The organism is Chryseobacterium sp. HMWF035 (assembly GCF_003094695.1).
GTDB lineage: Bacteria > Bacteroidota > Bacteroidia > Flavobacteriales > Weeksellaceae > Chryseobacterium > Chryseobacterium gambrini.
On record NZ_QEHP01000047.1, the window covers coordinates 1 to 17965 of the forward strand.

Sequence of the window (17965 nt, forward strand, 5' to 3'; positions counted from 1 at the left end):
AATACGATTTTCTGCAATTTTTTACAATGATTTTGAACATACTTTAATTACAGTGTATTGAAAATCAAAACATTATTGCAATTCTAAGGAACAACTAAATAAGGAAAACAGATCATAAAAGGATAAAAAAATATTCTGCACCGTTCAGATACAGAATATTGATATGATTCTAAAATAGAAAACAGCAGTCTATTTTTGTGACAATGCCATTAAAATTTTATCGGGAGTAATCGGCAAATCTCTCATTCGTATACCAATGGCATTATAAATTGCATTGGCTATCGCAGGTGCTGTACCAATAATTCCTACTTCTCCGAGACCTTTCGCGCCGGAAGGGTTAATATTCGGATCGGGTTTATGAATAAAGTCGACTTCAATAATCGGAGCATCCGCATTAACGGCAAAATGATATCCTGCAAGATCATTACCGATTAACGTTCCTAATTTTGCATCGATCTGGTTTTCTTCCATCAGCGTCATTCCGATCCCGCCAACTGCGGCTCCCGACATCTGATTGGCTGCTGCCTGACTATTGATTATTTTTCCTCCGTCTGCTACGACAGCCAGTTTTTCAATTTTAACTTTTCCGGTTCGCTTATTAACGCGGACTTTGCAAAAATGTGCCGCTGAAGAGCAGAAGGCAAATTTCTCACGTTCGCTTCCCGGTTTTGAAGCTACTTCAAGACGAATTTCAGTCAGATTATTCTTTTCAAACAATTCTTCATAAGAAACAGAAACAGTTGAATTATTTTTTAAACTGATGCTTTTATCTGAAAGAAGAATATTTTCCAGAGCAGTTCCCTTAAAGCTTCCATTAACTAATGATGCATATTCCGCCAGTTTTTGCTTCAACTGATTGCTCGCATCGTACACCGCACCACTTACCGATGAAAGCCCTGTACTTCCACCCTGACTTGGCGCAGGAGGAAGCGCAGAATTTCCCAATTCTATATTGATTTTATTTTTTGAAATTCCGGTAATTTCATGCGCAATGTTCTGCATTCCGGTTCCGGTTCCCGTCCCGATGTCTGTCATCGCGGTCTGTACAATGAGACTTCCGTCTTTGCTCATGATAATTGCTGCTTTGGCTTCTGCTCTTCCGGCATTCCACATTCCGACTGCCATTCCGTAACCGATGTACCAGTCGCCTTCAATAACGGTAGACGGAGTTGCTTTTCTGGCATTCCATCCGATCATTTTAGCACCTTTGTTTATACATTCATCCAGAAAATGGGTAGACCACGGCAAATTTGAATCAGGATGTTTTTCCAGTGAAATATTCTTCAATCTCAACGCTACAGGATCCATTTTAAGTTGGTAGGACAGTTCATCAATGGCAGATTCCAAAGCGAAAACTCCGGTACAGTCTCCCGGACCGCGCATCCACGTTGGTGTGCTTAAATTTAACGGAACATTAGCTGCTTCCGTTTTTAAATTGGGAAACTTGTAAATTAATCTTGTCACGCGGGTAATACCGTCGTTAAAATTTTCATAGACTGAAGTTTCGTTCTTTGCCTGATGTAAAATTCCTGAAAGATTTCCTGACGGATCTGATGCCAATTTTATTCTCTGCCATGAAGCCGGTCTGTATCCTGTTGCCGCAAACATCTGTGGTCTGGTAAGCATCAGTTTTACAGGACGTCCAACCTGTTTAGCTCCCATTACCGAAGCTAAAACGTGTGGCCAGATTCTAAGTCCGGAGCCGAAACCGCCTCCTACAAATTCACTGAATACCTGTATATTTTTTTCAGGGATAGAAAATAACCTTGCAAATGTTCTCTGAACATTATTTACTCCTTGGTTTTTATCGTAAAGCTTCAACGTATCATTGCCTGTCCAATGAGCAATCGTGGCATGCATTTCCATGGGATTATGCACATCTGCATTAATATTATATTGCTGATCTACCGTGAATGGTAAATTCTGCCAATTGTCAAAATTTCCTCTTTCTTTTCCTTCTGCTTTTAAAGCAACTGTTTCTTTCGCAGAATCAAAATCAACCGCAAAACTGTCTTTCTGATATTCAGCCTCCACCAAAGATGCGGCAAAAGTTGCGTCTTCCAGTGTTTCTGCAATCACCATCGCAACAGGCTGTCCTTTGAAAAATATTTTATCCGTATGAAAAATCGGCAAGCCAAATTTTGCTTCTTTGATCTTTTCTTCAGTTGCCATACCAGGAACCGAAGGTTTGTGAAGATGGGTAATGATATCAATAACGCCTTCCACTTCTTTGGCTTTATCAACCGAGATCGACTGTATTTTTCCGGAAGGAACCGTACTGTTTACCAATACGGCGTAGGAGATATTTTTAACTTCGTATTCGGCAGCGTATTTACCGCTTCCGGTAACTTTTTCCACTCCTTCAACACGTCCTTCGGGTCTTTTGGATCTGATGTTCAGTAATTCGAGTAATCCCATAATTGTTACTTTTTAATATATCCCGATCTTATTGATTTACACAATTTTGTAATGCTGTTACAATAGCTCCCTGAAGCATCGGTATCTTATAGCCGTTCTCAGACAAGGGTTTCAGATCTTTGGTCGCCAGTTTAGCAGCTTCCTCAAAGATTTCTACCGTAGCTTTTTTTCCGTTCAGAAATTTTTCTGCCTCCAACCATCTCCAGGGTTTATGCGCCACACCTCCTGAAGCTAAGCGGGCATCTTTTATCGTTTTCCCATCCAGATCCAGTGCTGCTGCAACCGAAACCAATGCAAAAGCGTATGAAGTCCTGTCTCTTACTTTTACATAAGCAGAATGTTTCCCGAAAGCATTATCAGGAATTTCTATATTGGTTATTATCGCATCCTGCGGTAATGTATTATCTAGCCAAGGAGTATTTTCCGGCAGTTTATGAAAGTCTTTAAATGGTATTTTAATTTCTTTCTGATCTTTTGTCTGAGCGGTAATGGTGGCATCCAATGCAGCCAGAGCCACACAAAAATCCGACGGATGAACCGCAACACACTGATTATTATATCCTGCAACGGCACTCATTCGGTTGGCACCATCAATGGCACTGCAACCGCTGTTGGGTTTTCTCTTGTTGCAGGGTGTTGTAATATCATAAAAATAAGGACATCTGGTTCGCTGCAATAAATTTCCAGCTGAACTTGCCATATTTCTGATCTGTGGTGAAGCACCCGCCAAAATAGCTTTTGAAATGAGAGGAAATTTTTCCGTCACATCTTTACTATTTGCAACTTTGGTATTACTTGCCATTGCACCAATCTGCAATTTATTATTCTGATGAATTACCGCATCGGATAATGCCGTGGTAACATCAATCAGCTTCTCCGGCTGGGCAATGTTTTTCTTCATCAGATCTACCAGATTCGTTCCGCCTGCAATATACTGACTGACTTCTGATTTCATAGTGGAAGCTTCAGCAGCAGATTTTATTTTTTCAAAATTAAATGGTCTCATTGGGCTGCAACTTTTTGAATGGACTGAACAATACCGTTATACGCTCCGCAACGGCAAAGATTACCGCTCATATATTCTTTAATTTCTTCTACAGAACCTGCATGACCTTCATTAACGCAGGCAACAGCAGACATAATCTGTCCCGGCGTGCAATATCCGCACTGGAAGCCGTCACATTCTATAAATGCCTTCTGCATCGGATGAAGCTCATCTCCGTTTGCAAGACCTTCAATAGTTGTGATCTCTTTTCCCTGAGCCATTGCCGCTAATGTAAGGCAACTCAGTGCTCTTTCCCCATTGATATGGATGGTACAGGCGCCACATTGTCCGTGGTCACAGCCTTTTTTAGATCCGGTAAGATTTAACTGTTCTCTGAACAGATCCAATAAGGTAGTTCTCGTATCAACATAAAGGGTATGACTTTTTTTATTGATGGAAAGCGTAAGTCTGGATACGTTTTTCTTGGGAACAAGATACTGTTTCACATCCTGATAAAATGCTTTTACCGAAGACGGAATAGCCATAAAACCAGCCAGTAATCCTGAAACTTTGAGGAAGCTCCTCCTGCTGTATTGTCCTTTTAATTCCATAAGTTATTTTTTAATCAATATAATTGTATACGGATAGGTTTTAACAAATATCATCAATTAAAATAAGAAATTGATGATACACATTACAGTTTTATATACCAATATTACAGTTTTTGAGTGTAGCCCGGAAAAAAACAGATAATATTTATGTAAATTTGAATATATAATAACTTTTTAATGATTTTATCTCAACAAAAATCATACATAAGTTGAAAAAACAATGAGTAATCCATAAAAATGTTTTCCGGTGAAAGAGATCAATGATATTGTAAAAGCATATAAAAAGGCACATTTAAATGGGTTAAAGGCTGCTTTGGCAACGGTGGTAAAGGTAGAAGGTTCTTCATACAGACAGGCAGGAGCGAGAATGCTGGTTACAGAAGACGGACAGCTTACAGGCGCCATCAGTGGAGGATGTTTAGAAGGTGATGCTTTGAGAAAAGCGCTGCTTGCCATTCATCAGAAAAACAATAAGCTCATTACGTATGATACCAGTAATCCGGATGATCTGGAATTTGGCGTTCAGTTGGGATGTAACGGAATCGTACATATTCTTTTTGAATATATTAATGAAAATTCTCCTCAAAATCCTATTTCCCTTTTAGAGAAAACAACGGAAAAAAGAGATGAATCTGTTATTATCACCATATTTTCACTGGAAAAAAGAAATAAACAGATCGGAACTGTCGGATTGATAAAAAAGGAAAATACAATAATATCGGACTCAGGTTGTATTTCAGAAAATGAACTGAATCGTTTTTCTTCAGAAGTTTTAGAAAAAAAACAAAATATCCTCACTCAGATTTCGTCAAATGAAATTCTGCTGCAATATGTTCCGCCACAGACCACTCTGATTATTGCAGGAGCAGGAAACGATGTTAAACCTTTGGTAGAAACGGCTTCTATTTTAGGATGGAAAACAGTAATTGCAGACGGAAGAGCTACACACGCCCTGAAAAAGAGATTTCCTCTTGCGGATGAGGTATTGCTCGCAACGCCCGAAGAAATCATGAAGATCATAGAAATTGACGGAGCAACGGTTTTCGTGATGATGACGCACAATTATAATTATGATCTCGCTTTGCTGAAGCTCATTATCCATCAACCGGTACAATATATAGGATTATTGGGACCTAAAGCCAGGTTCAACAGAATGATGGATGATCTTAAGAATTCAGGAATTACGGTCGGAGAAAAAGAATTAAATAAACTTTTTGGTCCGGTTGGAATAGATATTGGTGCAGAGACTTCGGAAGAAATTGCCATTTCCGTAATTGCAGAGATCAAAGCGGTCTTAAGCGGAAAAAAAGGTTCCTCATTAAGGGATAAACCAGAAAAAATGCATACTGATATTCTCAGTATATAAGGAAATTATGATAACAGATCAATTCGGAAGAACCCATAATTATCTTCGGATATCTTTAACGGACAATTGCAACCTGCGCTGCTTTTACTGTATGCCGGAAGAAAATTATGATTTCACACCGCATGCTAAACTGATGCAGGCGGATGAAATTGATACCATCGCAAAAATATTCGTTGAGCACGGCGTTACTAAAATCAGACTTACTGGAGGTGAGCCGTTCGTGAGAAAAGATGCTTCAAAGATCATCAGAAATCTGGGAAAACTTCCTGTACAATTGACGTGTACTACCAACGGAATTCGAATTGATGATATGCTTCCCGAAATTATTCAGTCAGATTTTCAGAGCATTAACATCAGCCTTGATACTTTACAGAAGGAAAAATTCCTGAAAATTACCCGCCGCGATTATTTTGACCGCGTCCTAAGAAATATTAATCTTTTACTACAACATAACATCAAAACCAAGATTAATGTTGTTGCCATGAAAGATATTAATGATGATGAAATTTCAGATTTTATCGCTTTTACAAAAGATCATCCTGTAGAAGTTCGGTTTATTGAGTTTATGCCTTTCAGCGGAAACAGATGGAGCAGCAATCAGGTCATGACACAAAAAGACATTCTGAATATTATCAGGGAAAAATATGATTTCAATCCGCTTCCTGTCGGTTTTCATGATACGGCGAAGCCATACAGCATTGATGGACATAAAGGAAGTTTTTCCATTATAAGCACGATGAGCGAACCGTTTTGCAGCGGCTGCAACAGAATCAGGCTTACCGCAGACGGAAAATTAAAGAACTGCCTGTTTTCAAAAAAAGAAACCGATCTTCTTACGCCTTTACGAAATGGTGAAGATATTTTACCGATTATAGAATCTTCGATCTGGTCTAAAGCAAAAACGCAGGGCGGACAACTGAATGAACAATTTGAAAAAATAAACACGTCCGTCATTCAGAACAGAAGTATGATCAATATTGGCGGATGATGAAAAATACAGGAATTATATTACTGGCAGCCGGAAATTCTTCCAGAATGGGATCTCCGAAACAGCTTTTGGTGTATCAGGGAAAAACATTTTTAGAAAGAATAACTGATACTGCTTTAGAAATATTTGATCCCAATCAAATCGTTTTGGTTCTCGGAGCCCGTCATCATGAAATATCTTCTGTCATTAAAAATAAAAATATACAAATCGTTATCAATGAAAACTGGGAATCAGGAATGGCTTCCTCCATACAATCAGGAATGAAAACACTGTCCGTTCTGTTTCCGGAAATGGAAAGATGTTTCATTTCGGTATGCGATCAGCCTTATCTTACGAGTGATTTATTTTCAAAAATGCTTCATTTGCAGGAAACTTCAGGAAAGGAAATTGTTGTCACAAAATATGCCTATACATTGGGCGTTCCTGCTTTATTTTCTAAAAAATATTTTAAACCATTAACGGAACTTACCGGTGAACAGGGCGCCAAAAAGATCATTCAGCAGAATATGAACGATGTGGAATCTTTTGAGTTTGAAAAAGGTGCTGTTGACATTGATACTCCGTCAGATTATAATCATTTAAAAACCCAACCATGATAAGCGTAGAAGAAGCACAAAAAATAATTGAACAAAATATTCCGGAAAGAAAAACCCGGATTCTTCCTTTGAAAGAAGCATTCGGACATACAACCGCAGAAGATATTTATTCAAAATATGATATCCCGAATTTTTCACAGTCCTCAATGGATGGCTACGCGATCCGTTTTGAAGATAAAGATCTAAAGCTGAAAATTTCGGGCGAAATGCAGGCGGGATCTACAGAGCAGTTTCATCTCGAAAAAGGGAATGCCTGTCGTATTTTTACGGGAGCTCCCCTTCCCATCGGTGCAGATACCATCGTTATGCAGGAAAAAGCTTTGACAGAAAACGGATATCTCACGGTTCATGATAACGACCTCGAAAAAGGGCTGCACGTACGAAATGCAGGAAGCGATGCGAAAAAAGACACTGTTGCAATACGTTCAGGAAGTTATCTTTCGGCTGCTGCCATCGGATATCTCGCCGGAATCGGATGTACGGAAATCAACGTTTTTGCTCCTCCATCCGTTTCGTTAATTCTTACGGGGAACGAACTCGTACAACCGGGAGAAAATTTAGCTTTTGGTCAGGTTTACGAATCCAATTCCTATCAGTTGGAAAGTGTTTTAAAACAATGTGGAATTACTACCGTTAAAATTTTTTGGGTAAAAGATGATCCTTCTGAGGTTGCAAAAACGCTGGATCTCGCCATTTCCAAAACAGATATTGTCATTTTGGTGGGCGGCGTAAGTGTCGGCGATTACGATTTCGTAATTGAAGCCGCTAAACAATGCGGCGTTGAACAGAAATTTCATAAAATACGGCAGAAACCCGGAAAGCCTTTCTATTTCGGAACGAAGGGAGAAAAACTTGTTTTCGGGTTACCCGGAAATCCTTCATCGGCATTAACCTGCTTTTATTTATATATTGCGCCATTACTTTCAGAAATAATGAAACGTCCGGCGATTACGGAGAAAACGAATGCAATTTCAACTTCTTCGTATGGAAAGAAAACCGGTCTTACCCATTTCCTGAAAGCAACCTATGAAAACGGAAAAGTAACGCCGCTTCATGCGCAGGAATCGTATCGTCTCCAGTCTTTTGCAGAAGCCAATTGTCTGATGATTTTACCTGAAGATTCGGAAGGCTGTAAAAAAGATGAAGAGGTTGAAATTATTGTATTAAAGTAAGTTCAAATAATGAATGTAGAATTTTTTTATCTGATTTTATTTATCATTGCAGCTTTATATGCAGCAGTCGGACACGGTGGCGCAAGCGGTTATCTGGCGTTAATGGCTTTATACGGAATAGCTCCCAAAGAAATGAAACCTACCGCTTTGGTACTTAATCTTTTCGTCTCGCTTACTTCTTTTATACAATATTATCGGGGAGGACATTTTAAACTCAGGATCTTTATTCCTATTGCTTTGGCGTCTATTCCTCTGGCTTTCGTGGGTGGAATGATTCATATTGAAGACACTTTGTACAAAAGAATCTTAGGTATTTTACTGCTGTTTCCTGTTTTCCGTTTTTTCTTTTTTAAAAGTCCGGATGACAGCGAGCTGAAAGATCCCCAAATCTATTTATCCTTACTTTTCGGAGGAGTGATAGGTTTATTATCGGGAATGATCGGCATTGGCGGAGGAATTTTGTTATCTCCGGTTCTTATTTTACTGAAATGGACCAACCAGAAACAGACCGCAGCAATCAGCGCTGCTTTTATTTTTGTTAATTCCGTGGCAGGTTTAGGAGGAATGTTCACCAAAGAGATTTCTTTTACCAGCGATATGTGGATGTACATCATCTGTGCATTTGCAGGAGGATTGCTTGGTGCCTATCTAGCTTCAAAAAAACTGAACCAAAACGGTCTGAAATATGTACTTGCTGTTGTACTTTTAATGGCTTCCTACAAATTAATATCAAGCACTATTTAAAGATCATTAAATGAGAAATTTAATTTTACTTCTTACAGTTTGCTGCGCTTCCGTTGCTTTTGCCCAATCTGCAAAAAGCATTGAGATTATCGCTCCGGATAACCAGAAAACAATTGTAACATCCGCCGAACTTTTGAAATATCCACAACATACATTAGACAGCATACAGATTACCAACCATTTAAAAGAATATAAATCTACCCTTAAAAATATAAAAGGGGTTTTGCTGAAAGATGTTCTTTCAAAAATTTCATTTAAAGAAAAATCACCAAAAGTTTTAAGCGAATACTACATTACCTGCATTGCAGAAGACGGCTATAAAGTTGTTTTTTCGTGGAACGAAATTTTTAACACGACTGTTGGTGATAATATTTTAATAATTCCGGAAATCGAAAACAGACCAAAGGATGGCATTTCTACCCTGTCTTCTACTGATTTTGCGACCGGAAGACGATATGTAAAAATGCTGAAAACCATTCAGCTAAAAAAAGTAAATGAATGAGTACTGTAAAAATAATAAGCTTTGGCAGACTGAAAGAGATTTTAGGTCCGGATTTTGAAGCGGAAGCCGAAAATACCGATGATCTGATCAATAAGCTGAATGAAAAATTTCCCCAGTTGAAAGATTTAAAACTGAGAATTGCAGTGAATCAGAAGATTATTTCAGAGAATACAGCTTTACAAAATAACGATGTGGCAGCTTTAATGCCGCCTTATTCAGGAGGATAAATTATGTTGAATTCAGAACGCTACGACAGACAGATTAAATTACAGGGTTTCGGCATCGAATCTCAGGACAAACTTACTTCAGCGAAAGTTTTGGTGATTGGAGCCGGCGGTTTGGGCTGTCCTGTTCTCCAATATCTCACCGCAGCCGGAGTCGGCAATATCGGAATTGTAGATGATGACCGTGTTTCGCTGAGCAATCTGCACCGGCAGATTCTTTACAATTCGGATGATGTTGGTAAACTGAAAACCGAAGCCGCTTTCGAAAGGCTGAATGCAATGAATCCTGAAGTACAGTTCAGTATTGTTTCTAAGCGAATAATTCCCCAAAATGCAGTTAATATTGTTTCTGAATATGATATCATTATAGACTGTACCGACAATTTCGCAACACGCTACTTGCTTGATGATCTATGCCGGATTTTAGAAAAACCTCTGATTTTCGGGGCAATTTATCAGTACGAAGGTCAGATTGCTGTTTTTAATGTCAGAAATAAAGAAGGTTTTACAACCCATTACCGAAATCTTTTTCCTGAACCTCCAAATCCGGGAGAAGTTCCGGACTGTAACGAGGCAGGAGTTTTGGGCGTTTTACCCGGAGTTATCGGAACTTTACAGGCTACAGAAGCCATTAAACTAATGACAGGAATCGGAGAACCGCTGATCAATAAATTAATGACAATCGATATTCTAAGTTATCAGACTGCTGTTTTTGAAATTCCTTCGTTAAATTTAACGGATAAAAATATTCCTTACAGTATTGAAGAATTTGAGAACATGAACTATCAGCTTCACTGCGGAATTGAATTTGCCGGAATTAAAAATATTTCTCCTTCAGAATTTAAAGAAGCCGTAAAACTTCCCGATACGGTTGTTATTGATGTTCGCGAACCGGAAGAACAACCAAAACTGGATGTTCCATATGTCTCGATTCCATTATCTCAGCTAAAGGAAAATGTAAGCCAGATCAATAACAGAAATGTCATTGTTGTCTGTCAATCCGGTAAGAGAAGCCTATCCGGAGCGAAAATTTTACAGGAAATTTTAGGATCAAAATACAGCATCAGTCATCTGGAAGGCGGAATCAATCATTTAAATAAAGAAACTCATGAGTAAGATTAAAAATATATTTCAGAACAGTCCTGTTTCACCTTTATTCATCGCGGAAAGCATTACCAAACATTCCGCAAAAACGGAAATTGGAGCCCATCAGATTTTTCTGGGACAGATTCGCGCAGATGAAATTGAAGGTAAAACGGTAAAAGCCATAGAATATACAGCTTACGAAGATTTAGCCCTCTCACAGATGGTAGCGATACGGGAAGAGATTTTTGCTAAATATAAACTTACCTGTATGCATATTCATCACAGTTTGGGAATCGTGAATGCAGGAGAAATATGCCTTTTTGTGTTTACCTCATCAAAACACCGCAAAGAAGCGACTTCAGCCTGTAACGAAGTAGTGGAACGTATAAAAAACGAACTCCCAATCTGGGGCAGAGAAATTTTTGAGGATGAAACGCATCAATGGAAAACAAACCAATAAACCATGGTAGATATTACTTTTAAAACCTTTACGCTGCGAAAAGCGATTGCAGCGGCAACGATAAAAACTTCAGCAATTTCAACGGTAGAAGCCGTACAAAACGGAACGGTTCCGAAAGGCAACGTTCTTGAATTTGCAAGAGCTTCCGCTTTACTGGCGATTAAAAAGACCAGCGATGTTATTCCGGATTGTCATCCTTTGCCCGTGGAATTTGCTTCGATTAATTATGAAATGAATGGTTTGGATATTAACATCACCGTTGAAGTTCATACCATTTATAAGACTGGCGTTGAAGTTGAAGCCATGCACGGAGCTTCTGTAGCAGCTTTGGTTATTTACGATATGCTGAAACCGATTGATAAAAATGTAGAGATTTCCAATATCCGGCTTTTGGAAAAGCAGGGTGGAAAAAGCAGTCAGAAAAATATTGAAACGGAAAACCTTACCGCCGCAGTAGTTGTCTGCAGTGACTCTGTTTCTCAGGGACTTAAAGATGATACTTCCGGAAAACTTTTGGTAGAATCTCTTAACAATCACGGAATCAGTAATGTTGATTATTCAGTAGTTCCCGATGATATTTCTGCCATTCAGGAAAAAATAGAATTCTTTAAAAATAAAGGCTGTCATCTTCTTGTTTTTACAGGCGGAACGGGTCTTTCGGATCGTGATGTAACACCGGAAGCGGTTTTACCATTCATCACCAAAGAAATTCCGGGAATTATGGAAACGGCAAGAAATTATGGACAGGATCGTGTAAAAACGTCCATGCTTTCCAGAGGAATCGCCGGATTTTCTGATGATATGCTGATTTTAACGTTTCCGGGATCTTCAGGTGCGGTAAAAGAATATGTTCAGGCACTATTTCCGCAGGTTTTACATGTATTTTCCGTAAAAAAGGGAGACGGACATTAATGGATGTTGAGTTTCATTTCTATGTAGCTAAAAAGTTAAAAAACTCCATGGAGTTTTATCTGTGTAGACACCATATTCGGAAGATGTTTGGCGTTCCGTAGGAACGCTATCTTTAGGATATTTATCGTATTACAGATATCAATCCTACGGATTGATTGATGGATGTATTCTTATTTCTACACAGATTCTGCTCCTAAAGGAGCAAAATTCTTTTACTTTAAACAATCTTATGTAAAAGTTACAAATGAAATTTAATTCTAAATTAAGTTCAATATTAAAAAGATTAAAAATTAATTGATAGTCAAAATGTTGTATTTTATCAATTATATTAGGCTTCGGCTCGATGTAAAGATTCCAAATTAAAATTAACCATCCGAAATCAAGTATGAGTTTTGGCTAAAGCCAATTTTCCATCTTAATCGTTAAAATGTGCTAAAGCCCATTTCTATTGATATTTGCATTGTTCTTTAAACTCATGCGAATTATCTATTTCTCAGGAGAAGAACTGTTTTCTCTATTTTTTCCACAGCGGTTTCAATCTCCGAAAGAGTGGTATATTTTCCTATGCTGAATCGTATTGAAGCCAGTGCATCATGATCACTCATTCCCATTGCCTGAAGCACGTGAGAAGGTTTGGTTGTAACGGCATTGCAGGCAGAACCGCTTGAAACGCAGATATTTCCTAAGGAAAGAATAAGATCTTCGGAATAAATACCTTCAAAACAGATATTGGTGGTATTGAAAATTCTTGCGGAATAATCTCCATTGATGCTTGTCTGAGGAATTTTCAGCAGCTTATTTTCAAGATGATCTCTTAGCATTTTAATTTTTTGAGCATCCTGTTCCATCTCCATAAGTGCGATCTCGGCTGCTTTTCCCAATCCGATAATTCCCGGAACATTTAAAGTACCGCTTCTGAGGTTATGCTGTTGTCCTCCCCCCTGAATTTGTGGCTGTACTTTATTTTTAATCGCGGAAGCAATATAAAGTGCTCCAATTCCTTTAGGGCCGTAAAATTTATGGGCTGAAAAAGCCATCAGATCGATATTCAATTCCTTTACGTTCACAGGTATTTTTCCAATAGCCTGTGTCGCATCACAGAAAACACAGCAGCCTTTTCGATGCGCGATTTCTGCGATTTCCTTTATGGGGTGAATGACACCTGTTTCATTGTTAACCAACATGATACAGACCATCAGCGTTTTTTCGGTAATCAATGATTCCAGCTCAGCAAGATTGATATTTCCCAAATGATCTACATTGAGATAATCAACTTTAAATCCATCTTTTTCGAGTTGAAAACAGGTATCTAAAACAGCTTTATGTTCTGTGGCTACTGTTATGATATGGTTTTTATCGGTATCTGTTTTAAATCCTTTTAACGCAAGATTTACAGATTCCGTCGCTCCGGATGTGAAAATAATTTCCTTAGTATCTGCACCGATGAGTTCCGCTACTTCTTCAGTTGCATTTTCAACGGCTTCTTTTACAGTAAGTCCAAAAAGGTGAGAGCTTCCTGAATTGGCATATAACTGATTAAAGTAAGGCAGCATCGCATCCACTACCTTCTTATCAACCGGAGTTGCTGCGTTATAATCAAGGTAAATAAAATCATTATCCATCATAACATTTTAATTAATTTATAAAAATAGCGAACTTTTTCAGGTTAGTTTTAAATTTAGTTCAGAAGTTTGTGTATCGCCGAATATTTGTAGGGTTTAAAGCAATCTTTTTGCCGAAAAACATTCAGTATATTTGCAGTATGCTTTCCAAGAATGATTTTCCAAAATTAAACGGACTTGTCCTTGTCGGAGGAAAAAGTCTGCGGATGGGAAATCCTAAAGACAAAATCAACTGGCATGGCAAAGAACAGCGGTATCATGCGGCAGATCTTTTAGCTCCATTCTGTGATGAAGTATTTATTTCCTGCAGACAGGATCAGCTTGAAAATTTTAACACGGATTATAAAGCGCTTCCCGATACTTTTTTAAATATGGGACCTTTTGGCGGATTGCTTTCCGCATTCGATTTTCAGAGGGATAAAGCATGGCTGGTTATTGCCTGTGATCTTCCTCTTGTAGACCAAAGTTCAATAGATTTTCTCTTACAGTTCAGAGATCCGGAAAAAGTGGCAACAGCCTATGAAAGTCCTTCTGACGGATTACCGGAGCCGTTAATTGCCATCTGGGAACCCAAAAGCTATCCTTTGCTTCTTCAGTTGCTTTCAACAGGAAACTCTTCATTAAGAAAGGCTTTGATTAACAGTGATGTAAAAATACTGAAAGCTGAAAATCCGGATTTTTTAATGAATGTAAATACGCCCGAAGAGCTGATCAAAGCAAAGGAAATCTTACGAAATCAGATTTAAAAGGGGTTCGGAAATAAATTAAAAATTTACCCTGAAGATAAGTTTTTCAGAATTATACCTGTTTAAACAAACTTATTATAAACAACAGTCCTAATCAATAATATTCTGAGACGTTTTTTGAGGCACAGCAATGGATTTCCCTGTGATTTCGTGGATCGTTTCATCGATCATATGGCACATTGTATTTAAGGCTAAATCATTGGCATCCGTTCCAAACGGTTCTTCAATTTCATCGGCAATGGCTTCAAATGCAACAAATGTGTATGCTATAAAGACCACAATAAGCGGCATGAACCATCCGAGCGAATCTACAAGACCGAAAGGTAACAAAAAACAATAAATGTACACTGTACGATGCAGCAGAACTCTGTAGCTGTACGGAATAGGAGTTGAAATGATTCTTTCGCAACCGCCAAGAATATCGGAAAGTTTATCAAAATTTTCATCAAAACGTGCCTGCTGTACAGAATCAAGAACAGCTTCATTTTTCAATTTCTGAACCCATTCGGCAAGCAGCCGTATAATAACAGCGGGTTTATATTTTGATGCTACAACGATTTTCAAATGTTCATCATTAAGTCTGGATTTTAAATCTTCGTAGCCATCTGTTCCTCTCAGTTGATGCTTCAGCGCAAAAGCAAATGCACTAATAAGCTGAACGAAATTATGAAGAGAAACATCATCATTTTTATTGCCCAATGTCATTGCCTGTCGCGTAAGTGTCCGTGAAGTATTCAGCAGATTTCCCCACAGTTTTCTTCCTTCCCAGAATCTGTCGTAGCTTGCATTGTTCCTGAAACCAAGAAATAATGCCAGAACAAATCCGAACAGGGTAAGCGGTGCCGGATTCAGCGGAACTTTAAACGAAAAAATATTTCCGTGAAAATAGGTAACCAGTAAAGAAAAAGCCAAAAGCAATCCCAGACGGGGAAGCAGAGCGGGCAAAACGGAGCCATGCCATACAAAAAGCATTCTGAACCAGTGTTCCTTTTTTCTTATAATCATTATTGAACTATAAATATTTTAGATTTTAAACTTATCCGATGACTATTTCCGTAGCTGATATATATTTTAAGTTGTTTTTCAAGCTTAAAATGATTCATAACAGAGATTGCATTACTCCAAACTTGTTCCGGATGCCGCAATAATATGCTCATCGATCTTTTTAAAAATATCCGGCTCGTGTTTTCGGATTTTGATTCGGACATATTTGGAAGCGGGCATATTGGCTCCATTCACTACATTGTTGATGGATACCAACACATTGGTTTCCGGGAAATAGGTCATGGTACTTTTCTGCGGAATAGGATATTTTACCACAATAAAAAGCGGTGCAATTCTCTCTTTGCCGTCATCATAATTGAAAAGATCTACATGATCTCCTTCTTTCAGACCAGCTTTTTCAATGTCTTTTTCGTTCATCATCACCACTCTCCTTTCATTGAAAATTCCACGGTAGCGGTCATTTAAACCATAAACTACTGTATTGAACTGGTCGTGTGTTCTGGTGGTTCCCATCAGATATTCATCATCGGCAAGCGAATTATCGGGTACGGATGTTATATTGAAGGCTGCTTTTCCAGGATAGAATTCACTGTTGAAAACTCCGTCTCTCGCTGAATTCGGAAGATAAAAACCGGCTTTCTGCACTACTCTTTCGTTGTAATTTTCAAATCCCGGAATGCATTGCTCCACATCATCACGAATGGCATCATAACTGTTGATGAATTTATCCCAATCCACTACGGAACGTTCTCCCAAAACCGCTTTTGCCATTCTGCAGGCAACATGGGTCTCATTGATCAGATGTTCTGAAATCGGGTCCAGAATTCCTTTGGAAGCCTGTATCACGCCCATTGAATTTTCGGTACTTACATGCTGAATTTCTCCGTTTACAATATCTTTTTCACTTCTGGAAATCACCGGTAAGATCAGAGCTTCTTTACCATGAATCAGGTGATTTCTGTTCAGTTTTACAGAAACTATTACCGATATTTCGAGATTGCGCATTGCTTCTGCTGTAAAGCTAGTATCGGGAGCTGCGGAAAGGAAATTCCCTCCCATACAGAACATGAATTTTACTTTTCCTTCATGCATCGCCTTCAGCGATTTTACCACATCATAGCCTCCTTTTCGGGGTACTTTAAAACCATAATATTCCTCAAGTCTGTCCAGCTGTTGTTTGGTGGGATGATGGTTGATAAGCAATGTTCTGTTTCCCTGTACGTTGCTGTGACCGCGTACAGGACAAGCTCCGCCTCCACGAATTCCGATGCTTCCTTTCATTAGTAAAAGGTTCACGATATTGTAGATCATTTCAACACCGTTGTGCTGCTGCGTAATTCCCATTCCCCAACAAATAATCATACGTTTTTTTGAAGCGATCATTTGCGCTGCTTCTTTCAGACTTTCAACAGCAATTCCGCATTGTTCAGATAAAAAATTGAGGTCATATCGTTTTAATTCTTCAGCCAGTGCTTCGAAACCTGCTGTTTTTTTTGCTATAAAATCCTGATCCAATACTTTTCCTGGATTTTTTGCTTCTTCTTCCAGTACAAGGATCTGAAGGGCTTTTAAGAGCGCCATATCTCCATTGATCTTGACAGGAAGATACAGATCTGACAATTCAAAAGGCTTATTGAGTAAGGCACGAACGTTCTGAGGATCTTTAAATCCTTTCAGACCTGCTTCCGGAAGCGGATTGATGCCTATGATTTTTGCTCCGTTTTTCTTTCCTTTTGTAAGGGCAGAAAGCATTCTCGGTGAATTGGTTCCCGGATTCTGTCCGATAATTATGATGAGATCGGTATCATAAAAGTCTTCCAGTTTTACGGTTCCTTTTCCGATACCAATGCTTCTGGAAAGTGCATATCCTGAAGTTTCATGGCACATATTGGAACAATCGGGGAAGTTGTTGGTGCCGAATTCACGGGCAAAAAGCTGATATACCCAGGTTGCTTCATTGCTGGTTCTTCCGGAGGTGTAAAATATAGCTTCGTCGGGAGAATCCAGAGCATTTAATTTTTCTGAAATTTTTGCAAAAGCTTCATCCCAGCTTATCGGCTGATAATGTGTTGCTCCTTCCGGAAGATACATCGGTTCTGCAATTCTTCCTAACTGGCTGATTTCAAAATCCGTCATTTTGGCTAAATCGTATACCGAATTCTCTTTAAAAAATTCTGCTCCTATTTTTTTTGAGGTCGCTTCTTCAGCCAGAGCTTTTGCTCCGTTTTCGCAGTATTCCCCCAGTTTGGAACGTTCGTCATCCGGATCGGGCCATGCGCAACTGGGACAGTCAAATCCGTCAAACTGGTTCATGCTGAAAAGTGCTCTTCCGCCACGAAGGACTGAGGCATTGAGAACCAGCTGTTCCAGTGAATGAACCACTGCAGGAACTCCTGCTGCCCAATCTTTTGGCGGTTTAAGTTTAAGATTCATTAATTTATAAGGAGATTCCGCCGAAGGCTGTCCGCTTTTTTCTTCTTTTTTATTGAATACCTCTTTATTTCCCATGACTTCTACATTTTTAAAAA

General features: G+C 38.8%; 17 protein-coding genes. 11 read left to right on the forward strand and 6 right to left on the reverse strand.

Annotated elements, in window-relative coordinates; all coding sequences use genetic code 11:
• Positions 1-189: 189 nt before the first annotated feature.
• From DD829_RS07395 to DD829_RS07405, 3 genes are read right to left on the reverse strand one after another with little or no spacing between them, the layout of a single operon-like run.
• Complete coding sequence (locus DD829_RS07395; RefSeq protein WP_108410494.1) at positions 190-2418, reverse strand: xanthine dehydrogenase family protein molybdopterin-binding subunit; 2229 nt, start codon at positions 2416-2418, stop codon at positions 190-192.
• Positions 2419-2446: 28 nt separating this feature from the next.
• Entirely contained in the window at positions 2447-3424 is a 978-nt protein-coding gene (locus tag DD829_RS07400) for an FAD binding domain-containing protein (RefSeq protein WP_108410493.1), read from the reverse strand.
• On the reverse strand, positions 3421-4014 hold the full coding sequence (locus DD829_RS07405; protein WP_108410492.1) for a (2Fe-2S)-binding protein: 594 nt from the start codon (positions 4012-4014) through the stop codon (positions 3421-3423). The genes DD829_RS07400 and DD829_RS07405 overlap by 4 nt, the downstream gene beginning before the upstream one ends.
• Positions 4015-4261: 247 nt before the next feature.
• On the opposite strand from DD829_RS07405, the gene DD829_RS07410 reads away from it, so the two are divergent.
• Genes DD829_RS07410 through moaCB form a run of 10 tightly spaced genes read left to right on the forward strand, consistent with a single transcriptional unit; the run spans position 4262 to position 12064 of the window.
• Positions 4262-5380 carry an XdhC family protein gene (locus DD829_RS07410; protein ID WP_108408854.1) on the forward strand — a complete coding sequence of 373 codons (1119 nt, stop codon included), beginning with the start codon at positions 4262-4264 and terminating at the stop codon, positions 5378-5380.
• A gap of 7 nt (positions 5381-5387) precedes the next feature.
• On the forward strand, positions 5388-6368 hold the full coding sequence (gene moaA, locus DD829_RS07415) for a GTP 3',8-cyclase MoaA (protein ID WP_108408855.1): 981 nt from the start codon (positions 5388-5390) through the stop codon (positions 6366-6368).
• Positions 6365-6964 (forward strand): NTP transferase domain-containing protein, encoded by a 600-nt coding sequence (locus DD829_RS07420; protein ID WP_108408856.1) that lies wholly within the window; start codon positions 6365-6367, stop codon positions 6962-6964. The genes moaA and DD829_RS07420 overlap by 4 nt, the downstream gene beginning before the upstream one ends.
• Positions 6961-8136, forward strand: coding sequence for a gephyrin-like molybdotransferase Glp (glp, locus tag DD829_RS07425; protein ID WP_108408857.1), 1176 nt, complete (start codon positions 6961-6963; stop codon positions 8134-8136). The genes DD829_RS07420 and glp overlap by 4 nt, the downstream gene beginning before the upstream one ends.
• A gap of 9 nt (positions 8137-8145) precedes the next feature.
• Complete coding sequence (locus DD829_RS07430; protein ID WP_108408858.1) at positions 8146-8880, forward strand: sulfite exporter TauE/SafE family protein; 735 nt, start codon at positions 8146-8148, stop codon at positions 8878-8880.
• Between the two features lie 10 nt (positions 8881-8890).
• Positions 8891-9382, forward strand: coding sequence for a molybdopterin-binding protein (locus tag DD829_RS07435; RefSeq protein ID WP_228408141.1), 492 nt, complete (start codon positions 8891-8893; stop codon positions 9380-9382).
• Entirely contained in the window at positions 9379-9609 is a 231-nt protein-coding gene (locus DD829_RS07440) for a MoaD/ThiS family protein (RefSeq protein ID WP_029293851.1), read from the forward strand. Before DD829_RS07435 ends, DD829_RS07440 begins: the two co-directional genes overlap by 4 nt.
• Before the next feature lie 3 nt (positions 9610-9612).
• Complete coding sequence (moeB, locus tag DD829_RS07445) at positions 9613-10722, forward strand: HesA/MoeB/ThiF family protein (protein WP_228408142.1); 1110 nt, start codon at positions 9613-9615, stop codon at positions 10720-10722.
• Positions 10715-11152 carry a molybdenum cofactor biosynthesis protein MoaE gene (locus tag DD829_RS07450; protein ID WP_108408860.1) on the forward strand — a complete coding sequence of 146 codons (438 nt, stop codon included), beginning with the start codon at positions 10715-10717 and terminating at the stop codon, positions 11150-11152. The genes moeB and DD829_RS07450 overlap by 8 nt, the downstream gene beginning before the upstream one ends.
• 3 nt (positions 11153-11155) lie before the next feature.
• On the forward strand, positions 11156-12064 hold the full coding sequence (gene moaCB, locus DD829_RS07455; protein ID WP_108408861.1) for a bifunctional molybdenum cofactor biosynthesis protein MoaC/MoaB: 909 nt from the start codon (positions 11156-11158) through the stop codon (positions 12062-12064).
• A gap of 482 nt (positions 12065-12546) precedes the next feature.
• On the opposite strand, the gene DD829_RS07460 is transcribed toward moaCB, so the two are convergent.
• A complete protein-coding gene (locus tag DD829_RS07460) occupies positions 12547-13689 on the reverse strand; it encodes a cysteine desulfurase family protein (protein ID WP_108408862.1) in 1143 nt (380 codons plus the stop codon).
• 107 nt (positions 13690-13796) lie between these two features.
• Between DD829_RS07460 and DD829_RS07465 the strand changes: the two genes are divergently transcribed.
• Positions 13797-14432 (forward strand): NTP transferase domain-containing protein, encoded by a 636-nt coding sequence (locus DD829_RS07465; protein ID WP_228408143.1) that lies wholly within the window; start codon positions 13797-13799, stop codon positions 14430-14432.
• A gap of 90 nt (positions 14433-14522) precedes the next feature.
• Here DD829_RS07465 and DD829_RS07470 read toward each other — a convergent pair whose 3' ends face one another.
• Together DD829_RS07470 and DD829_RS07475 are read right to left on the reverse strand one after the other, a co-directional pair.
• Entirely contained in the window at positions 14523-15437 is a 915-nt protein-coding gene (locus DD829_RS07470) for a bestrophin family protein (protein ID WP_076395870.1), read from the reverse strand.
• A 111-nt stretch (positions 15438-15548) separates the two neighbouring features.
• Complete coding sequence (locus DD829_RS07475; RefSeq protein WP_108408864.1) at positions 15549-17945, reverse strand: FdhF/YdeP family oxidoreductase; 2397 nt, start codon at positions 17943-17945, stop codon at positions 15549-15551.
• Positions 17946-17965: the final 20 nt, after the last annotated feature.